Origin of the sequence: Xanthomonas sp. WHRI 6106, from assembly GCF_040202405.1 — a bacterium.
GTDB classification, from domain to species: domain Bacteria; phylum Pseudomonadota; class Gammaproteobacteria; order Xanthomonadales; family Xanthomonadaceae; genus Xanthomonas; species Xanthomonas cannabis.
The window spans coordinates 432,063-452,240 of record NZ_JBEGFC010000003.1 but is presented as its reverse complement, the minus strand read 5'-3'; the positions used below and the strand labels follow the sequence as shown (position 1 = coordinate 452,240).

Genomic DNA, 20,178 nt, shown 5'->3' with positions numbered 1-20,178 from the left:
CCGCGCCCTTCGGCGTGCCGGCAGCGTCGCTTCTCGTGCTCGTACTTATTACCTCGCCAACCGGTGCGGGACGAGACTTCGTGTAGGCAACAAACACACAAGGCTTCGATCAGACCCCGCACCGGCAACGGCGCGGGGTTTCGCGTTTCAGGGACTACCAAAAGTTTCGAATGACATGAACGACATCACCACCATCGCCAGAACGTCTTCCAGCAATGCCCGCACCGGCGCTGCTGCCTGCGTCTGCATGTGCGGCGGCGTCGCTCATCCCCGCTTTGCTCAGCCGGCCAGTGTCTGCACTGCCGGCTGATCTCTTTCCACTGCCCATCTCCACTGCCAACCCCGCAAGGACACCTTCATGAGCAACGACACCCAACCGAAAATCGCGATCATCGGCTACGGCAGCCAGGGCCGCGCGCATGCGCTGAACCTGCGCGATTCCGGCTTCGACGTCACCGTCGGCCTGCGTGCCGGGGGCCCGACCGAATCCAAGGCGCAGGCCGACGGCTTCACCGTCGTGGCCCCCGCCGAGGCGGTCAAGAGCGCCGACCTGGTCGCCATCCTGACCCCGGACATGGTGCAGAAGAAGCTCTACGAGGAGGTCATCGCCCCCAACATGAAGCAGGGCGCCTGCCTGTTGTTCGCGCATGGCCTGAACGTGCATTTCGACATGATCAAACCGCGCGCCGATCTGGACGTGGTGCTGGTCGCGCCCAAGGGCCCGGGCGCGCTGGTGCGTCGCGAATATGAGATCGGCCGCGGCGTGCCGTGCATCTATGCGGTGTACCAGGACACCAGCGGCAAGGCCGAGCAGTTCGCGCTGACCTATGCCGGCGGCCTGGGCGGCGCGCGCGCCAATATCATCAAGACCACCTTCAAGGAAGAGACCGAAACCGATCTCTTCGGCGAGCAGGCGGTGCTGTGCGGCGGCGCCTCGTCGCTGGTGCAGGCCGGTTTCGAAGTATTGGTGGAAGCCGGCTACCAGCCGGAAATCGCGTACTACGAAGTGCTGCACGAATTGAAGTTGATCGTGGACCTGTTCTACGAAGGCGGCATCACCCGCATGCTGGAATTCGTGTCCGAAACCGCCCAATACGGCGACTATGTCAGCGGCCCGCGGGTGATTGATGCCAGCACCAAGGCGCGCATGAAGGACGTGCTGACCGACATCCAGAACGGCACCTTCACCAAGAACTGGGTGGCCGAATACGAAGCAGGCCTGCCGAACTACAGCAAGTTCAAGCAGGCCGATCTGGAGCACCCGATCGAAGAAGTGGGCAAGAAGCTGCGCGCCAAGATGGTGTGGCTCAACGGCGAACAGCAGGCCGCCGCCGCACCTGCGAATCAACAGGCGGCATAACGCCGCCGCATCCCCCACCGCTTAACACCGAAGGTCCGCAACGCATGAACACCTCCGCACACAGCACGCCCCGCAACGGCGCGCGCTGGCTGACGCAGGCCCTGGAAGCCGAAGGCGTGGAAACGCTGTTCGGCTATCCGGGCGGCACCATCATGCCGTTCTACGACGCCCTGGTGGATTCCAGGCTCAAGCACATCCTGGTGCGCCACGAACAAGGCGCCGCCCTCGCCGCCAACGGCTACGCCCGTGCCAGCGGCCAGGTCGGCGTGTGCGTGGCCACCTCCGGCCCGGGCGCGTCCAACTTGGTCACCGGCATTGCCGACGCCATGCTCGATTCGGTGCCGATGGTGTGCCTGACCGGCCAGGTCGCCACGCCCTTGCTGGGCACCGACGCGTTCCAGGAGCTGGACGTGTTCGGCATGACCATGCCGATCGTCAAGCACAGCTTCCTGGTGCGGCGTGTGGAGGATCTTCCGGAGATGGTGCGCGAGGCATTTCGCATTGCGCGCGAGGGTCGCCCGGGCCCGGTGTTGATCGATCTGCCCAAGGACGTGCAGATTGCCGATGCGTCGCACCTGCCTGAGCACGTGCCAGCGGCCGTGTTGCCGCCGCCGGCACCTGCGGACGCCAAACTGGCCGATGCACTGGCGGCGATCGCCGGTGCCGAGCGCCCGGTGGTGTATGGCGGTGGCGGAATTGCATTGGCGGGCGCAGTTGAGGCATTCCGGCGCTTTGTCGAAGCCACCGGCATCCCGACCGCGCTGACCTTGCGCGGCCTGGGCGCATTGCCGCATGCGCATCCGGATTACCTGGGCATGCTGGGCATGCACGGCACCCGTGCGGCCAATATGGCCATCCAGGAATGCGACCTGCTGGTGGTGGTGGGCGCACGGTTCGACGACCGTGCCACCGGCAAGCTGAGCGAGTTCGCCCCGTTTGCGCGTGTCATCCATCTGGATGCCGACGCGTATGAAATCTCCAAGCTGCGCACCGCCGATATCGCGGTGCCCGGCGATGTGGCAACGAGTCTGAAAGCACTGAGTGCGGCGCGTGGCAACTGCCAGGCCTGGCGCACGCGCTGCTTTGCCAACCGCGAAAAATTCGGCGCGCGCTACGACGCGCCCGGCACCGATATCTATGCGCCGGCGCTGCTGAAGCGCCTGAGCGAAGTGGCGCCGGCCGACACCATCATCGCCTGCGATGTCGGCCAGCATCAGATGTGGGTGGCCCAGCATTGCCGCTTCAACGATCCACGTAATCACCTCACCAGCGGCGCGCTGGGCACCATGGGCTTCGGCCTGCCGGCGGCGATGGGCGCGCAGTTCGCCTGCCCCGACCGCACCGTGGTGCTGGTCTCCGGCGATGGCAGTTTCATGATGAACGTGCAGGAGCTGGTGACCATCGCGCGCTGCAAGCTGCCGGTGAAGATCGTGCTGCTGGATAACAGTTCGCTGGGCATGGTGCGGCAGTGGCAGGAACTGTTCTTTGCCGAGCGCTACAGCGAGATCGATCTGTCCGACAACCCGGATTTCGCGGCCTTGGCGCAGGTATTCGGCATCCCGGCCAAGCGCATCATCGCGCGCGGCGATGTGGATGCCGCGCTGGCCGACCTGCTGGCGCAACCGGGCCCAGGCCTGCTGCATGTGGCCATCGATGCGCGTGCCAACGTGTGGCCGCTGGTGCCACCCAACAATGCCAACAGCACCATGCTGGACAGCAACCCCGCACACGCGGCCAAGGAGACGACACATGCGTTACCGGCTTGATCTGGTGCTGAAGCCGGCCGAAGGCGCACTGGTGCGGGTGATCGGCATGACCGAGCGCCGCGGGTTCCGCCCGTGCGCCATCCAGGGTGCTGCGGCGCCGGACGATGCCGGCCGCTGGCATCTGCAACTGGACGTGGACAGCAGCCGTCCACCGGAGACGCTGCGTCTGCAGCTGGAAAAGGTCTACGACTGCGAATCGGTCAGCATCGTCACGCTGGAATCGGTCGAGGCCGCTGCATGAGCACCCAGGCTCCGCGTACGCAGACCTCGCGTGACCACCAGACCGCTGTCCGGAGGTGTCTTCTTCCGGATCGGCCGCGCGCGTGCCGCAATGCCTGATTCCGGCCGCCCCACCACGCAGGAGCCCGACGTAGGCGACGTGGCCGTCAGCGTGGCCGATGTGCTGGCTGCACAGGCGCGCCTGCGCAAGTACCTCTCGCCCACGCCACTGCATTACGCCGAACGCTTCGGCGTGTGGTTGAAGCTGGAAAACCTGCAGCGCACCGGCTCCTACAAGGTGCGCGGCGCCTTGAATGCCTTGCTGGCCGGTCTGGAACGCGGCGACGAGCGCCCGGTGATCTGTGCCTCGGCCGGTAATCACGCGCAAGGTGTCGCGTGGTCGGCCTATCGGCTGGGTGTGCAAGCCATCACGGTGATGCCGCACGGCGCGCCGCAGACCAAGATCGCCGGCGTCGCCCACTGGGGCGCCACCGTGCGCCAGCATGGCAACAGTTACGACGAGGCCTTCGCCTTTGCCCGCGAGCTGGCCGACCAGAACGGCTATCGCTTCCTGTCCGCCTTCGACGACCCGGACGTGATCGCCGGCCAGGGCACGGTCGGGATCGAGCTGGCGGCGCATGCGCCGGACGTGGTGATCGTGCCGATCGGCGGTGGTGGGCTGGCCTCCGGTATTGCGTTGGCGCTCAAGTCGCAGGGCGTGCGCGTGGTCGGCGCGCAGGTCGAAGGCGTGGACTCGATGGCGCGCGCCGTGCGCGGCGACCTGCGCGAAATCGCTCCCGTGCCCACGCTGGCCGATGGGGTCAAGGTTAAGATTCCCGGCTTTCTCACCCGCCGCCTGTGCTCGAGCCTGCTCGACGACGTGGTGATCGTGCGCGAAGCCGAATTACGCGAAACCCTGGTGCGCCTGGCACTGGAAGAACACGTGATTGCCGAAGGCGCCGGTGCCCTGGCCCTGGCCGCTGGTCGCCGTGTGGCAGGCAAACGCAAATGTGCGGTGGTCTCTGGCGGTAATATCGACGCAACCGTGTTGGCCACACTCTTGTCCGAGGTGCGGCCGCGTCCGCCACGCAAACCGCGTCGTCGCAACACCGAGCGGCTTCGCAACGAACGTAGCGTCAAGCCACCCAACCAACCACCCGCTCTTTCCCGCCCATCCGCAGTCGCTTCAACGCCTGTCACCGCCATCGCCGTAGAGGAGTCTTCCTGGTGAACACGAACGTATCCAACCAGACCCCGCGTATCCGAATTTTCGACACCACCCTGCGCGACGGCGAGCAATCCCCCGGCTGCAGCATGACGCCCCAGCAGAAGCTGGTCATGGCGCGCGCGCTGGACGAACTCGGCGTGGACATCATCGAAACCGGTTTCCCGGCCAGCTCGCAGTCGGACCGCGAAGCGGTGGCGATGATCGGCCGCGAGCTGCGTCGCCCGACGCTGGCCGTGTTGTCGCGCTGCCTGCAAGCCGACATCGAAACCTCGGCCAAGGCGCTGGAAGCGGCTGCCAATCCGCGGCTGCATGTCTTCCTGTCGACCAGCCCGGTGCACCGTGAGCACAAGCTGCGGATGAGCCGCGAGCAGGTGCTGGAATCGGTACACAAGCACGTGACGTTGGCGCGCAGCTACATCGACGATGTGGAGTTTTCTGCCGAGGACGCCACGCGCACCGAGGAAGATTTCCTGATCGAGGTCACCCGCGTGGCGATCGCGGCCGGCGCCACTACGATCAACCTGCCCGACACGGTGGGCTTCACCACGCCGGAAGAAATCCGCGGCATGTTCTCGCGCCTGATCTCCGCCGTCGACGCTGCCGACAACGTGATCTTCAGTGCGCACTGCCACAACGACCTGGGTCTGGCCGTGGCCAATTCGCTGGCCGCCATCGAAGGCGGCGCCCGCCAGGTCGAATGCACCATCAACGGTATCGGCGAGCGTGCAGGCAACTGCGCGCTGGAAGAAATCACCATGGCACTGAAGGTGCGCGGTGCGTTCTACAACATCGATACCGACATCAATACCCCGCGCATCGTCTCCACCTCGCAGTTGCTGCAGCGCCTGGTCGGCATGCCGGTACAGCGCAACAAGGCGGTGGTGGGCGGCAACGCGTTCGCGCACGAATCGGGCATCCACCAGCACGGCATGCTGCGCCATCGCGGTACCTACGAAATCATGCGCCCGGAAGACGTGGGCTGGGAGTCGTCGCAGATGGTGCTGGGCCGCCACAGCGGCCGCGCCGCGGTGGAACAGCGCCTGCGTGCACTGGGTTACTTGCTGGAAGAAGAAGAAGTCAAGCTGGTGTTCGAGCAGTTCAAGGCGCTGTGCGAGAAGCAGCGCGTGGTCACCGACGCCGACCTGCAGGCGATGATGCAGGACGCCACCGTGCAGGAAGGTTACCGCCTGGCGTCGATGACCATCAGCGATGTGGGCAGCCGTGCGAACGCCTTGGTGGAATTGTCCGACCCGGAAGGCAACCGCGTGGCCGAGACGGCGCAGGGCAACGGGCCGGTGGATGCACTCTTCGGAGCCTTGGCCTCGGCGACCGGCGTGAAGCTGGAGCTGGACAGCTACCAAGTGCACAGCGTGGGCATCGGCGCGGATGCGCGTGGCGAAGCCAGCCTGAGCGTGCGCCACGACGGCGTGGAATACGAAGGCACCGGCACCAGCAAGGACATCATCGAAGCCAGCGCCCTGGCGTGGCTGGATGTGGCCAACCGCCTGCTGCGCCAGCGCGAGCGCGGCGTGATCGCCGGCAAGACCGCTGCGGTGGCGTAACGCTGCTCATTGGCAAGGCGATGTAAGCCTGACGGCCGGCGGAGTGATCTGCTGGCCGTTTTGGTTTTGGTGTTCCAACGTTCTTGCAAGTGCGTCGGGCTGCTGCGGGCGCGTGCACTCGTACCGACACAGAACAACCTCGCACACGAGATCTGCCGGTTTTGTGCGAATGCTTCGGTCTGCTGCGGGCGCTTGCACGTGTACCGGCGTGGGACACGCCGCAAGTCCGTCCATGTAGGCTCTGGCGCGGCATCCATGCCGCTCAAGGTCCCACACCGGCACCCGCGCAAGCACCACCAATTGCTATCGGTTGCGGAAAGAAATGCAGAGGGCATGTTGAGCTGAAGGTCCTTGGAGCGTCCATCCTGGCGACGTGAGCAGATAGATGGCTTGCCGATCTCATCGGCTGGGAAGTCTGCAGGCATCAACACGTGCTTGAAGCATTGCTTGCCGATCAGCGATAGCAATGGTGGAAGCGTGGTGTCGCTTCCGGGGGCGGGACCGTGTGGCGGCATGGATGCCGCCACCGAGCCTCCACGGACGGATTCACGGCGTGTCCCGACACTGGATGCGGCGCCGCGCTGCCGACCAACTCCGCACCGATCAATCTTGCGCACAGCATCTAGAATTTCCATGCGAGTGCTTCGCTTGACTGATGTGATCACACCTGGAGAGCCACCAAACGAAAGTGGCTATCGCCCGAAGAACGATAGCCACCAGCACAGCTACAACGCGTCGGAAGCGGGCTCTTTACAGCGCGGCTACCACTGCATCGCCCATCGCCACGGTGCCGACCTTGGTGGTGCCTTCGGACCAGATGTCGGCAGTGCGCAGACCTTGGTCGAGTACCTTGCCGACCGCTTGCTCGATCGCATCAGCTGCTGCGGACTGCGCGAAGGTGTAGCGCAACATCATCGCTAACGACAGGATGGTCGCTAGCGGATTGGCGATGCCCTTGCCTGCGATGTCCGGCGCCGAGCCGTGGCAGGGCTCATACATGCCCTTGCTGTTGGCATCCAGCGAGGCCGACGGCAGCATGCCGATCGAGCCGGTGAGCATGGATGCCTGGTCGGACAGAATGTCCCCGAACATGTTGTCGGTCACGATCACGTCGAACTGCTTGGGCGCGCGCACCAACTGCATGGCCGCGTTGTCCACGTACATGTGCGACAGCGCGATATCCGGGTAGTCCTTGGCGACTTCTTCGACCACTGCACGCCAGAGCTGGCTCGATGCCAGCACGTTGGCCTTGTCGACCGAGCACAGCTTCTTGCCGCGCAAGCGCGCCATCTCGAAGCCGGCCTTAGCGATGCGGCGGATCTCGCTTTCGCTGTACGGCAAGGTGTCGTAGGCCTGGCGCTCGCCGTTCTCCAGCGTGCGCGTGCCGCGCGGCTGACCGAAGTAGATGCCGCCGGTGAGTTCGCGCAGGATCAACAGATCCAGCCCGGACACCACCTCCGGTTTGAGCGTGGACGCATCGGCCAATTGCGGATACAGCAACGCCGGGCGCAGGTTGGCGAACAGGCCCAGCTGCGAGCGGATCTTGAGCAGGCCGCGCTCCGGGCGCAACGATGGGTCGATGGTGTCCCATTGCGGCCCACCGACGGCGCCCAGCAGCACCGCATCGGCAGCGCGCGCGCGCTCCAGCGTTTCATCGGCCAGTGGGCTGCCGTACTTGTCGTAGGCCGCGCCACCGAGTTCGTCGTACACCAGGGTGACGCCCAAGCCGTGTTGCGTATCGATGCGCGTCAGCACCTTGACCGCTTCGGCCATGATTTCCGGGCCGATGCCGTCGCCGGGAAGAATCAGAATCTGCTTGCTCATGCAATCCTCGTGGAAGGGCGCTACCGCACCCGTTGTTTCACTGTGCTGCGGCGTTCACGACGCAAGCATTACTGCAACGCGCCGAACAACCACGGTTGGCGTGCGCGATGACCTTGCTCGAAGCGACCGATGGCATCGGCGTCCTGCAGGGTCAGACCGATGTCGTCCAGCCCGTTGAGCAGGCAATGCTTGCGGAAGGCGTCGATGTCGAAACCGTATTCCACGCCATCGGGACGGCGCACACGCTGTGCGGCCAGATCCACGGTGAGCTGATAGCCCTCGGTGGCCAGGCACTGTTCGAATAAGGCATCCACTTCCGCCTCGGCCAGCACGATCGGCAGCAGACCGTTCTTGAAGCTGTTATTGAAGAAGATGTCGGCGAAGCTGGGCGCGATCACGGCGCGAAAGCCATACTCGTCCAGCGCCCACGGCGCATGCTCGCGCGAGGAGCCGCAGCCGAAGTTCTCGCGCGCCAGCAACACGCTGGCGCCCTGATAGCGCGGGAAATTGAGCACGAACTCCGGATTGAGCGGGCGCTGGCTGTTGTCGCGGCCAGGCTCGCCGATGTCCAGATACCGCCACTCATCGAACAGGTTCGGCCCGAAGCCGGTGCGCTTGATCGACTTGAGGAATTGTTTAGGAATGATCTGGTCGGTGTCGACGTTGGCGCGATCCAGCGGCGCGACCAGTCCGGTGTGTTGGGTGAAAGGAGTCATTGGGAGGGGCCGGGATTTGGGATTGGGGGATTGGGGATTCGAAAAGGCCGGGGATGGCGGAGCGCTTTTTTACGAATCCCGAATTCCCAATGCCGAATCCCCGAGTTCACGCACATCGACAAAGTGTCCGCTCACCGCCGCGGCAGCGGCCATCGCCGGGCTGACCAGATGCGTGCGTCCACCGGCGCCCTGGCGGCCTTCGAAGTTGCGGTTGGAGGTGGAGGCGCAATGTTCGCCGCTGCCGAGCTTGTCCGGGTTCATGGCCAGGCACATCGAGCAGCCTGGCTCGCGCCATTCGAAACCGGCCTCCAGAAATACCTTGTCCAGGCCTTCTGCTTCGGCTTGTGCCTTGACCAGGCCCGAGCCTGGTACGACCAACGCCTGCTTGATCGTGGAAGCGACCTTGCGGCCCTTGGCCACTGCGGCGGCGGCGCGCAGGTCTTCGATGCGCGAGTTGGTGCATGAGCCGATGAACACGCGATCCAGGCGGATGTCGGTGATCGGTTGATTGGCCTTCAGGCCCATGTATTTCAGCGCGCGTTCGATCGAGTCGCGCCTGGTCGGGTCCTGCTCGGCGGCCGGGTCCGGCACCTGCTGATCCACCGCCAGCACCATTTCCGGCGAGGTGCCCCAGCTGACCTGCGGCTTGATGTCTTCGGCACGCAGTTCCACCACGGTGTCGAAGTGCGCGTCCGGGTCGGAGACCAGCGTGCTCCACAACGCGACAGCCGCATCCCAGTCGGCGCCCTTGGGGGCGAACGGACGGCCCTTGACGTAGGCAATGGTTTTTTCGTCCACCGCCACCATGCCCACGCGCGCGCCGGCTTCGATGGACATGTTGCAGATGGTCATGCGCCCTTCCATCGACAGGTCGCGAATCGCGCTGCCGGCAAACTCCAGTGCATGGCCGTTTCCGCCGGCGGTGCCGATCTTGCCGATCACCGCCAGCACGATGTCCTTGGCAGTGACGCCGAACGGCAGCGTGCCTTCCACGCGCACCTGCATGTTCTTCATCTTCTTGGCGATCAGGCACTGCGTGGCCAGCACATGCTCGACCTCGGAGGTGCCGATGCCGTGCGCCAGCGCGCCGAACGCACCGTGCGTGGAGGTATGCGAATCGCCGCAGACCACGGTCATGCCCGGCAACGTGGCGCCCTGCTCCGGGCCGACCACGTGCACGATGCCCTGGCGCGCATCGTTCATCTTGAACTCGAGAATGCCGAAGTCGTCGCAGTTCTCGTCCAGGGTCTGCACCTGCAGGCGCGAGACTTCATCGGAAATCGACTCCAGCCCACCCTGGCGCTCGGCACGTGTGGTCGGCACGTTGTGGTCGGGGGTGGCGATGTTGGCGCCGATACGCCATGGCCTGCGCCCGGCCAGACGCAGGCCTTCGAAGGCCTGCGGCGAGGTCACCTCGTGCAGGATGTGGCGGTCGATGTAGATCAGCGAGGAGCCGTCGTCACGACGGGCGACCTCATGCAGTTCCCACAGCTTGTCGTACAGCGTCTTGGCAGTCATCGCGGCAATCCGGGTGGCGAATGGTGGGTGCGCCCACCTGGCTGAGATCGATGCTAGGAGCTTGCCTTGGATAACGCAAATTCATATTGTTTATTCAACAAATGAATTTCAGGAATGCCAGTGGATCTCGCAAGCCTCAGCGCATTCGTGGCCATTGCCCAGAGCGGCAGCTTCTCGGCGGCCGGCGAGGCGCTGCACCTCACCCAACCGGCGGTGAGCAAGCGCATCGCCTTGCTGGAGGGCCAGCTGTCGGCGCGGTTGTTCGATCGCCTGGGCCGGCAGGTGGTGCTGACCGAGGCCGGGCAGGCCCTGTTGCCGCGCGCCCAACGCATTCTTGCCGAACTGGAGGACACCCGCCGCGTGCTCGAGCACCTCGGGGCCTCGGTTGGCGGGCGCCTGAGCCTGGCCACCAGCCACCACGTGGGCCTGCACCGCCTACCGGCGTTGCTGCGTCGCTTCGCTGCGCAGCACCCGCAGGCCGCGCTGGACATCCAGTTTCTGGATTCGGAACTGGCGTATGCGGCGGTGCTACGCGGCGAGGTCGAACTGGCTGTGACCACCCTGGCACCGGACACGCGCGCGCCGCTGCGCGCGCGGCCGATCTGGCACGACCATCTGCAGTTCGTGGTGGCGCCCGACCATCCATTGGCCGCCCTGCGGGAGGTGACGCTAGACCACGTGGTGGCGCATCCTGCAGTGCTGCCGGACCCCGGCACGTTCACCCATCGCATCGTCGCCGGGCTGTTTGCCGAGCGTGGCCTGGCGCCACACCTGCGCATGACCACCAATTATCTGGAGACGATCAAGATGCTGGTATCGGTCGGGCTGGCCTGGAGCGTGTTGCCCGAACGCATGATCGACCATCAGATCGTCGCGCTGCCGCTGGCCGATGTGACGCTGTCGCGCGAGCTGGGCTGCGTGACGCACGGCGGGCGTACCTTGTCACGTGCGGCGCAGGCGTTTGTGGCGCTGTTGAACGCACAGGCAGACCAGACGTGACGCAGTCCCTGAAGCGCGTGGTGCACGACATGCTCCGCTCGCATCCGCACCCACCTGCCAGCACTGCTGCGCCGCTGGTCCGCACAGTGTCACAAGGATAAAGACATTTGCGGAGCGCTCACGCATCGCACGCAAGAACAGGCGCATCCAGCCACCGCTGTTCTGCACTGCTACACCCGGCAGACAGCGTAATACGCCAGCACGAGGTCAGTGGTCGACCAGCCGGTCGCGCCCCTGCCGCTTGGCCTGGTACAGGCGACGGTCTGCCAATGCCAGCAGTTCGCGCCGCGTCGGCACTTCGTGGCTCATCGCCATGCCCATGCTTGCGGTGCACTGCACGCTGGTGCCGTGCGCATCCACTTCGATTGCCGCCAGGCGTTGCCGCATGCGCTCGAACAGCGCGCGTGCCTGCACCGCGTCAAGCCCGGTGGCGGCCAGCAGGAACTCTTCGCCGCCATGGCGCGCGGCGAAACACTGCGCCTGATCCTGGGCGCTCAAGGCATCGCCCAGCGCGCTCAACACCGCGTCGCCGACGTCATGGCCATACGCGTCGTTGATGTGCTTGAAGTGGTCGATGTCCATCAGCGCCAGCGCCAGTGCCGGGCCACCGCTGCGTGCAGCGTCGAACCACTGCTGCAGCACGCGCTCGGCTTCGCGCCGGTTGGGCAATGCAGTGAGCACGTCATGGCTGGCGCGGTATTCCAGCTGCTGCATCAGGGCTTCACGCTCCGCGCTGGCCTGCTGCAGCGCCAGATTCTTCTCGCGCAGTTCGCGTGTGCGCCGATCGATCACGGTATTGAGCTGGCGCTGGCTTCGCCGGTAGCTGGCCGTACGCCACAGGTAAAACCCGTAAATCAGGCTGGCCAGCGCAAGGACGCCCAGCGCGATCACCTCGCCACGACGCCACCACGGCGGGGCCAGTGCGATGACCAGACTGGATTCGCCAAGGAGTGCGGTCTGTCGCCAGTCCACCGGCAGCGACATCGCCTGCACACGGAAACGGAAGCGGCCCGGCGGCAGGTTGGTGTACACCGCCTCGGTGGCCGTGTCGGCGTCCACCCATTCCGGGTCGAAGCCTTCCAGGCGATAGCGGTAACGCACCTTGTCGGGCCCGCGGAAGTTCAGCCCGGCATAGCCGATGGCGATGCGCCGCGTCTCGGCGCCAAAGCGATGCGGGCCGCTGACCGGCTGCACCATGCCATCGACCAGCAAGCGCTCGAACACGATCGGCACGCGGTGACCTTGCAAGGTGCCGACGCGCGCCGGATCGATCACGCCCAGGCCGGCGGCGGTGGGAAACAGCAATTGCCCGGACAAGGTCAGCCAACCGGCCGGTGCGCTGCTGCCGTTGCCCTGGTTCCCGGGCATGCCGTCGCTGCGGTCCACCACCTCCACACTCAACTGCTCGCGGGTGCCGGCATCGATCTGGTCAAAGTCGCTGCGCGCGATGCGGAACACGCCGTGATTGCTGGACAGCCACAGGTAGCCGCGACCATCGTCGATCACGCGGAACACCTTGTCGCGCGGCAGGCCTACGCGGTGGTCGTAGACGCGGAACTGCTCGCCATGGAGGCGCAGCAGGCCACGATCGCTGGCGATCCACAGATCGCCGCCGGCGTCACGCAGGAAGTCGAAGGCGTTCTGCCCAGGGAAGTCCTGTTCGCCCAGCCACGCACGCGTGCTGCCACCCGGCGACAGACCGGTCATGCCGCGATCGGTCCCGATCCAGATGATGCCCTGCGCATCGCGGTATAGCGCCTGCACCGAACCGTCAGGCACCCCGTCGGCCGCGGTGTAACGGCGCGCCTTGCCATGCCGCCAGCGCACCAGCCCGCCGGTGGTGCCGATCCACAGATCCTCGCCATCGGGCAATACCGCCCGCACCGACAGCGAGGGCAACCCATCGTCCGCACCGATGCGCACCAAGACCCTGCCCTGCGCGTCCAGCCGCAGCACGCCCTGGCTGTAGGTGCCGGCCCAGACCCCGCCGTCGCCGGCATCGGCCAGCGAAAGCACCGATTGCTCTAGGATCCGGCCACCCTCGGAGGGCAACAGCGACACCCGTGTGATCTGATCGTTGCGCCAGCGGTCCAGGCCGACCGCACTGCCGACCCACACGGTGCCATCGCGGGTCTGCAACACCGTGCGCACGTAATCGGAGGCCAGCCCGTCGTCCTGAGTGACGCCGTGCGCGGCGCCTTCGGCAATCCGGAACAGGCCATGGGTGCTGCCGACCCAGATCAGGCCTTCGGCATCTTCCAGCAATGCCGGGCTGGCGACACCGGAGATCTGCACCTGCTCGTCGGGCACCCCGGCGCTACGATGCACCAGCAGCGTGCCGCTGGGCATGCTCATCCACAGATGCCCGCGCCGATCCAGCAACAGCGCATCCACCCGCTGGCCCTGGCGAAACCGTTGCAGTCCGCCGGCGCGGCCCCACCACCACACGCCATCGTCGCCAGCGACCAGCAGGCCACCCTGGCGATCGCTGGCCAGCCGTCGGACCGGCACGGCCTGCATGCCATGCGCCTTGCCCCAGGCTTCTGCTGCACCGCCGGAGCGCGGCAGCCGGTACAAGCCCACTTCGGTGCCTACCCACAGCTCGCCGGTGTCGTCGGCCGACAGCGCGGTGATGCGCGCATGCGGCAACCCGGCCTGGCGGCCGACATCGATCAGGCGCCCATCCGGCTCGATCCGGTACAGCGTCTGCGGCGTCCCCACCCATAACGCGCCATCGGCACGACGCAGCAACGCGCTGACCGCCAGATGGCGCGCCGAGGCATCGCCCAATTGCTGCCACTTGCCATCCTGGTACCGGTAGACCCCGTCGAAGGCGGTCCCGAACAACATGCCGCCGGTGCTGTCGCGCAACACCACGAACACGCCCCCCAGTTCCACGCCCGGGGTGTTCTGGCGGTCGTAGACGGTGAAGTCGCGACCGTTGAACCGCGCCACGCCTTCCCAGGTGCCGAGCCAGATCAGCCCGTCCTCGCCCTGGGCCACCGCATGCACCAGGTTGTGCGGCAGGCCGTCGTCCATGTTCCAGCGCGTGACGGTGTGGTAGGCGGTGTGGTCGAGCTCCTGCGCGCCAGCCAGCGGCAACCCGAGCGTCGCGCAGCACAGCACGACCCACAGCAGCGCCGCCCGCAGCACACCTGTGCTGCGAACGCAGCCTGCATGCGTCTGCGCCCCGACCCTGTCCACGCTTCCGTCCCCTCGTCCGTGCCTGCTGGCCCCGCCTGTCGGTATGCACGGACAGGCCTGCGGCAAATCTATCACCGGGGTTTACGGCCCGCCCTAGGTGGATTCCCCACAGCTGCCGGGACCACCATGACACCGGGAGGCATTCGGCCGAGACGGTGATGGCTCATCACTATTTCAGCGACAACGGGGCACGCGGGGTGGTCATCTGCCGCCCGCTCCCACGCAGTGCAGAGCTGTGGGTTGCGACGCGCGCGCTGATGCATTCAGGCCACCGAGTATAAATATAGAACCCGATGGTCTAGTATTGACCACATGTCCAGCTCGCCCCCCCTCAAGTCCAAGGCCAAGAGCAACGGCCCTGGGCGTCCCAAGGATCTTGGGAAACGCGCCGCCATCCTGGGCGCTGCGCGCACCATGTTCATGGAGCAAGGCTATGCCGGGGTCAGCATGGATGGGATCGCCGCACAGGCCGGCGTCTCCAAGCTGACCGTCTACAGCCATTTTGGCGACAAGGAGAGCCTGTTTTCCGAGGCGATCCGCGCGCAATGCCAGCACATGATGCCGGACGACCTGTTCGACCATGCCCCCGAGGGTGCATTGCGCGACCAGTTGATCGAGATCGCGCATGCGTTCTTCGCCATGGTCAGTACCGACTCGGCCATTTCCACCCACCGCATGATGATGGCGCCCGGCACCGGCGACGTGCATGTGCGCGAGATGTTCTGGGACGCCGGCCCCAAGCGGACCCAACAGGCGCTGGCGGATTTCCTGTCCGCACGGGTGGCCGATGGCCAGCTGGAGATCACCGACCTGGCCCGCGCGGCGTCGCAGTTCTTCTGCCTGCTCAAGGGCGAGTTGTACGCCTTGATGATGTGCGGCCTGCACGGCCAGCCCACCCGTGCGCAGGTGGACGAGCACATCGAATCCAGCGTGGACTTCTTTTTGAGGGCCTATGCACCCCGCTGACCGCCCCCGGCCTTTGGTGGCGATGACTTCCGGCACTGCGCCGGTGGTCCATGCGCGGCGATGCTAGATGCGCCAGTTGCCCCGCGCACCGGTAAAATGTCCGCCCCACCGCGTTGGATAACCGCACCATGACGATCGATTTCACCCAGGCCCGCGAAAAGATGGTCGAGCAGCAGATCCGGCCGTGGGACGTGCTGGACCTGCGCGTGCTCGACGTGCTGGCGCGCATGCCGCGCGAGGCCTTCGTGCCGGAGGCTTACAAGACCCTGGCCTATGTCGATGTGGAGATTCCGCTGTCGGCCGGCCACAAGATGATGAAGCCGGTGGTCGAAGGCCGCATGTTGCAGGCGCTGGATCTGCAGCCGGGCGAAGACGTGCTGGAAGTGGGCACCGGTAGCGGCTTTGCCACCGCCTGCCTGGCGGCGCTCGCGCGCGAGGTCGTCAGCCTGGAAATCGACCCCGCGCTGGCCAGCGCCGCGCGCGCCAATCTGGACGCAACCGGCCTGGGCAGCAATGTCCGGATCGACACCGCCGACGTGTTCGGCTGGCAGAGCGAGCGCCGTTTCGATGCCATCTGCGTGACCGGCGCAGTCGACACCCTCCCCGTCCAGTGGCTGCAGTGGTTGCGCCCGAATGGCCGGCTGTTTGTCGTGCGCGGTCACGAACCGGTGATGGAAGCGGTCCTGGTCCGTGGCGATGTCAACGCCCCGCGCATCGAATCGTTGTTCGAAACCGACCTCGCCTATCTCCAGGGCGCCGCACCCACGCCCCGATTCCAATTCTGATTCCCAAGGAAGCTTCCCCGATGATTCGCCGATCCCTCGTTCTGGCCCTGGCCGCCGCCCTGTCTCCCATGGCTGCGCACGCCACCGACCTGCTGCAGGTCTACGAAATGGCCCGCAACGGCGATCCGCAACTGGCCGTGGCCGAGTCCACGCGCCTGGTCAATCGGGAAGGCCAGGTACAGGCGCGCGCGGCATTGTTGCCGCAGCTGGACGGCACTGCCGGATTCACCCAGGCGCATCGCGAATTGGAAGGGGTTGACGGTCGTTCGACGACCAAGCAGCGGCAGTACGCGATCCAGGGCAGCCAGACCATCTTCAACTGGGCCCAGTTCGCCAACCTGCGTGCCCAGCGCGAAATCGCCAAGGCAGCCGATTTCACGCTGGCGTCGGCGAACAACGATTTGATCACCCGTACGTCGGCGGCGTACTTCCAGGTGCTGGTGGGCATCGAATCGCTCGCGGCAGCAGAGACCAACGAAGCAGCCGCCAAGAAGCAGTTCGATTACGCGGACAAGCGTCTGGAGGTTGGCCTGGCGCCGATCACCGACGTGCACGAAGCCCGTGCCCAGTACGACCAGGCGCGCGCGGACACCATCAACGCACGCAATACGCTGAAGGATTACTACCAGGCGCTGACCGAACTCACCGGCCAGCCGGTGGTGGGCTTGCGTGCGCTGCCGGAAGACTTCCGCCCGGAAGTCCCGGCGGCCTACAGCAATGTCGATCAACTGGTGTCCACCGCCATTGCCGATAACCCGGCATTGAAGGCACAGCAGCTGCAGGTCAGCGCGGCCGAAGCGCAGGTCAACGCCGCGCGTGCCGGGCATTACCCGACCCTGAATCTCGGCGCCAATATCGGCCGCAGCAACAGTTGGGGTGGCCAAGGAACGGTGGATCAGGCAGCTGGCAACTTCACCACCAACGGCCGCGACATCGATACCGATTCGATCGGCGTGACCTTGTCGATCCCGATCTTCGCTGGCGGCGCAACCCAGTCGGCCGTGCGCCAGGCGCTGTCACGTCGCGACATCCAGCAGGACACCTACGAGCAGCAGAAGCGCGCGCTGGATCGCAATACGCGCAATGCCTATCAAACCGTGGTTGCCGGTATCAGCGAAGTGGAAGCGCGCCGCCTGGCCGTGGTCTCCGCACAGGCGGCCTATGACGCTTCGCAGGTCGGCCTGGAAGTCGGCACGCGCACCGTCCTGGACGTGGTGCAGAACCAGCGCACCCTGTTCCAGGCACAGCTGAACTACGCACAGTCGCGTTACACCTTCCTGCAGAACCGGCTGTTGCTGGGCCAGGCCATCGGCAAGCTCGACATTACCGATCTGCAGGACGTCAACCGCCTGCTGTCGCAGGATGCCGAGTCCAGGCTGCAGGGCAGCGGCTCGCTGCAGTAAGGCGATCCGCCGGTAACGCGAAAGGCGGGCCCAGGCCCGCCTTTTTTGTACGCGCCAGGCGATTGCATGGGCGCTTTTCGTGGCGACTGCTGCAAGTTCGGTTAGTACGGTAAAGCGGTCGTTACGACGCCCGATGCGCTGCGTTGGATAAAGCCAGGCTCGCGTCAGTCACCGTTGCACGCTCTCACTGGTGAACGCAACGACCGCTGCAATCTGGCAGCTGGCGTCTGCAGAATTGCTGCATGTGATGCACGCAGTCATGCACCGGATCAACAAGCCTTACGCAGCAGCGCCGTCGTTCGCCACCGGCGGCAGATCCTGTGCAATGTGCAGCAGCGTGCGCGCGACGGCGCCCTTGCCATTGGCGACCAAGGCCAGGCCAGCGGCGGCCATTGCGTCACGCTGTGCAGGATCGCCCAGCAAGCGGACAAGATCGTTGTACACGCACTCGGCGTCCTCGCAGATGGCCACCGCATCGGCTTCGCGCATGCGCCGCGAGATTTCGGAAAAATTATGCAGATGCGGGCCGGTGACCGCAGGCGTACCGACTGCCGCCGGCTCCAGCAGGTTGTGCCCGCCGATCGGCTGCAGGCTGCCGCCGACGAAGGCCACCTGCGCGCAGGCATAAAAACTCATCAACTCGCCCAGGGTATCGATGACAAATACCTTGTCGCGCGCGTCTGGCCATTGCTGGGTCTTGCGCGTGGACACGGCCCAGCCACGTTCGCGCGCCAGCGCCTCGACCTTGGGAAACCGTTCCGGATGGCGCGGCGCCCATAGCAGCAACAGGTCGGGCCATTGCAGCAGCAGCCGCGCATGGATATCGGCCACCGCGGCCTCTTCGCCTTCGTGGGTACTGGCGGCAATCCACACCGGGCGGGTGGCCGGCACATGCGCGCGAAACTGCGCGACCAGTGCCTGCAACTGCGCCGGCGCAGCGATATCGAACTTGAGATTGCCCAGTGCCACCACCTGGTCCGGACGCGCGCCAAGGGTGATGAAACGCTCCGCATCGTCCTGCGACTGTGCCGCCACGCAGGTCACCGTGCGCAGCGCGCGGCTGATCAACGGGGCCAGCACGCGATAACCGCGCAACGACCGCGCCGAGAGCCGCGCATTGAGGATGTACAACGGGATCTTGCGGTCGCGACAGCCGAACAGCATGTTCGGCCACAACTCGGTTTCCAGGATCAGCGCCAGCCGTGGCCGGAAATGCTCCAGAAACCGGCCCACGCTACCGGGCACGTCGTAGGGCAGATACACATGGTCGACCGCATCGCCCCATACGGCGCGCACGCGTTCGGAGCCGGTGGGCGTGATGGTGGTGATGACCCAGCGGATGTCCGGCCGCTGCGCACGCAAGGCGTTGACCAGTGGCGCAGCGGCGTTGACCTCGCCCACCGACACCGCATGTACCCAGACCCGTGGACGGCCACAGGCATGCGTGTACGAGGCATAGCGCTCGTTCCAGCGATTGAAATACTCGCGCACGCGAAAGCCGCGCCACACCAGGTGGTACACCGTGACCGGCAACAACAGGTAGAGCAGCGCCGAGTACAGCCCGCGCAACAGCCATTCGATCGGGTCTTTCCGCATGCGTGCAGGATACGGGAGCGTCCGCAGGTGCGCATGTGCACGATCCCTTAGAATTGCCGCATGTCAGAACCCGCCAACGTCGCCGTTCGCCCGTCCCTGCGCAATCCCAGGCACTGGCCCATGTATCTGGGCCTGGCCGTCATGGTGCTGGCCGGCCGCCTGCCCTGGACGCTGCAACGCGCGTTGGGCCGCGGCGTGGGCTGGATCGCGATGCGCGCGGCGGGCACGCGGCGGCGCGCTGCCGAGGTCAACCTCAAGCTGTGTTTCCCCGAGCAGGACGATGCCTGGCGGGCACGACTGCTGCGCGACAGCTTCGATGCGTTGGGCGTGGGCCTGTTCGAGTTCGCGCGCGCCTGGTGGGGCAGCATCGACGCCATCCGCCCGGGGGTGCAGATCGAAGGCCTGGAACATCTGCAGCGGCTGCAGGAGCAGAAGCGTGGCGTGCTGCTGGTGTCCGGGCATTTCATGACGCTGGAGATGTGCGGGCGCCTGTTGTGCGACCACGTGCCGCTGGCCGGCATGTACCGCAGGCACCGCAACCCGGTGTTCGAATGGGCGGTCAAGCGCGGGCGGTTGCGCTATGCCACGCACATGTTCGCCAACGAGGACCTGCGCGCCACCATCAAGCATCTCAAGCGCGGCGGTTTTCTGTGGTACGCGCCCGACCAGGACATGCGCGGCAAGGACACCGTGTTCGTGCCGTTCTTCGGGCACCCGGCCTCCACCATCACCGCCACCCATCAGCTGGCGCGACTGACCGGTTGCGCAGTGGTGCCCTACTTCCATCGCCGCGAAGGCGGCCGCTACATCCTCAAGATCGCACCGCCGCTGGCAGGCATCCCGTCCGAGGACGTGATCGCCGATACCACGCAGGTCAATGCGGCGATCGAGGACATGGTGCGCGAGGCGCCGGACCAATACCTGTGGATCCATCGCCGCTTCAAGCGACAGCCGGGCGGCCGTAGCGCGTTCTACCAGTGACGCCCACGGCCCTGCAGCGTGCTGCAGGTGCAGGTGATCGATCGGCCGGCG

At 65.8% G+C, this 20,178-nt stretch carries 16 protein-coding genes; 11 read left to right on the top strand and 5 right to left on the bottom strand.

The features are described from left to right. Positions 1-175 precede the first annotated feature (175 nt). The 6 genes from ABQZ09_RS07555 (at position 176) to ABQZ09_RS07530 (ending at position 6,135) form a co-directional block, all read left to right on the top strand. Positions 176-310: a hypothetical protein gene (locus ABQZ09_RS07555; RefSeq protein ID WP_266103827.1), complete on the top strand. Its 135-nt coding sequence runs from the start codon at positions 176-178 to the stop codon at positions 308-310. 48 nt (positions 311-358) lie between these two features. Then, entirely contained in the window at positions 359-1,360 is a 1,002-nt protein-coding gene (gene ilvC / locus ABQZ09_RS07550) for a ketol-acid reductoisomerase (protein ID WP_179455468.1), read from the top strand. Between the two features lie 44 nt (positions 1,361-1,404). Beyond that, positions 1,405-3,126, top strand: a complete 1,722-nt coding sequence (gene ilvG, locus ABQZ09_RS07545; protein WP_349776531.1) for an acetolactate synthase 2 catalytic subunit — start codon at positions 1,405-1,407, stop codon at positions 3,124-3,126. Continuing rightward, positions 3,110-3,367, top strand: coding sequence for an ACT domain-containing protein (locus tag ABQZ09_RS07540; protein WP_039407267.1), 258 nt, complete (start codon positions 3,110-3,112; stop codon positions 3,365-3,367). Before ilvG ends, ABQZ09_RS07540 begins: the two co-directional genes overlap by 17 nt. A gap of 138 nt (positions 3,368-3,505) precedes the next feature. Next, positions 3,506-4,576 (top strand): threonine dehydratase, encoded by a 1,071-nt coding sequence (locus tag ABQZ09_RS07535; RefSeq protein ID WP_228888285.1) that lies wholly within the window; start codon positions 3,506-3,508, stop codon positions 4,574-4,576. Beyond that, positions 4,573-6,135 carry a 2-isopropylmalate synthase gene (locus ABQZ09_RS07530; RefSeq protein WP_349776530.1) on the top strand — a complete coding sequence of 521 codons (1,563 nt, stop codon included), beginning with the start codon at positions 4,573-4,575 and terminating at the stop codon, positions 6,133-6,135. Before ABQZ09_RS07535 ends, ABQZ09_RS07530 begins: the two co-directional genes overlap by 4 nt. A gap of 750 nt (positions 6,136-6,885) precedes the next feature. On the opposite strand, the gene leuB is transcribed toward ABQZ09_RS07530, so the two are convergent. From leuB to leuC, 3 genes are all read right to left on the bottom strand, one after another. After that, a complete protein-coding gene (gene leuB, locus ABQZ09_RS07525; RefSeq protein WP_349776529.1) occupies positions 6,886-7,959 on the bottom strand; it encodes a 3-isopropylmalate dehydrogenase in 1,074 nt (357 codons plus the stop codon). A 68-nt stretch (positions 7,960-8,027) separates the two neighbouring features. After that, entirely contained in the window at positions 8,028-8,675 is a 648-nt protein-coding gene (gene leuD / locus ABQZ09_RS07520) for a 3-isopropylmalate dehydratase small subunit (RefSeq protein WP_039406294.1), read from the bottom strand. Between the two features lie 69 nt (positions 8,676-8,744). Continuing rightward, the gene (gene leuC, locus ABQZ09_RS07515) at positions 8,745-10,193 is read right to left on the bottom strand and encodes a 3-isopropylmalate dehydratase large subunit (RefSeq protein ID WP_349776528.1); all 1,449 of its coding nucleotides are present in this window, start codon (positions 10,191-10,193) and stop codon (positions 8,745-8,747) included. Between the two features lie 120 nt (positions 10,194-10,313). Between leuC and ABQZ09_RS07510 the strand changes: the two genes are divergently transcribed. After that, positions 10,314-11,192: a LysR family transcriptional regulator gene (locus tag ABQZ09_RS07510; protein ID WP_349776527.1), complete on the top strand. Its 879-nt coding sequence runs from the start codon at positions 10,314-10,316 to the stop codon at positions 11,190-11,192. A 207-nt stretch (positions 11,193-11,399) separates the two neighbouring features. On the opposite strand, the gene ABQZ09_RS07505 is transcribed toward ABQZ09_RS07510, so the two are convergent. After that, positions 11,400-14,396 carry a two-component regulator propeller domain-containing protein gene (locus tag ABQZ09_RS07505; protein ID WP_349776526.1) on the bottom strand — a complete coding sequence of 999 codons (2,997 nt, stop codon included), beginning with the start codon at positions 14,394-14,396 and terminating at the stop codon, positions 11,400-11,402. A gap of 312 nt (positions 14,397-14,708) precedes the next feature. On the opposite strand from ABQZ09_RS07505, the gene ABQZ09_RS07500 reads away from it, so the two are divergent. The 3 genes from ABQZ09_RS07500 to ABQZ09_RS07490 all read left to right on the top strand — a co-directional run bounded on the left by ABQZ09_RS07500 (position 14,709) and on the right by ABQZ09_RS07490 (position 17,550). Beyond that, entirely contained in the window at positions 14,709-15,362 is a 654-nt protein-coding gene (locus ABQZ09_RS07500; protein ID WP_047696950.1) for a TetR/AcrR family transcriptional regulator, read from the top strand. Positions 15,363-15,490: 128 nt separating this feature from the next. After that, positions 15,491-16,147 (top strand): protein-L-isoaspartate O-methyltransferase family protein, encoded by a 657-nt coding sequence (locus tag ABQZ09_RS07495; protein WP_047696996.1) that lies wholly within the window; start codon positions 15,491-15,493, stop codon positions 16,145-16,147. Between the two features lie 20 nt (positions 16,148-16,167). Beyond that, the gene (locus tag ABQZ09_RS07490; protein WP_039406284.1) at positions 16,168-17,550 is read left to right on the top strand and encodes a TolC family outer membrane protein; all 1,383 of its coding nucleotides are present in this window, start codon (positions 16,168-16,170) and stop codon (positions 17,548-17,550) included. 279 nt (positions 17,551-17,829) lie between these two features. Here the strand turns inward: ABQZ09_RS07490 and waaA are convergent, their stop codons facing one another. After that, positions 17,830-19,146, bottom strand: a complete 1,317-nt coding sequence (gene waaA / locus ABQZ09_RS07485) for a lipid IV(A) 3-deoxy-D-manno-octulosonic acid transferase (RefSeq protein ID WP_349776525.1) — start codon at positions 19,144-19,146, stop codon at positions 17,830-17,832. 60 nt (positions 19,147-19,206) lie between these two features. Between waaA and ABQZ09_RS07480 the strand changes: the two genes are divergently transcribed. Beyond that, a complete protein-coding gene (locus ABQZ09_RS07480) occupies positions 19,207-20,127 on the top strand; it encodes an LpxL/LpxP family Kdo(2)-lipid IV(A) lauroyl/palmitoleoyl acyltransferase (protein WP_039406279.1) in 921 nt (306 codons plus the stop codon). The last annotated feature ends 51 nt before the right edge of the window (positions 20,128-20,178 follow it).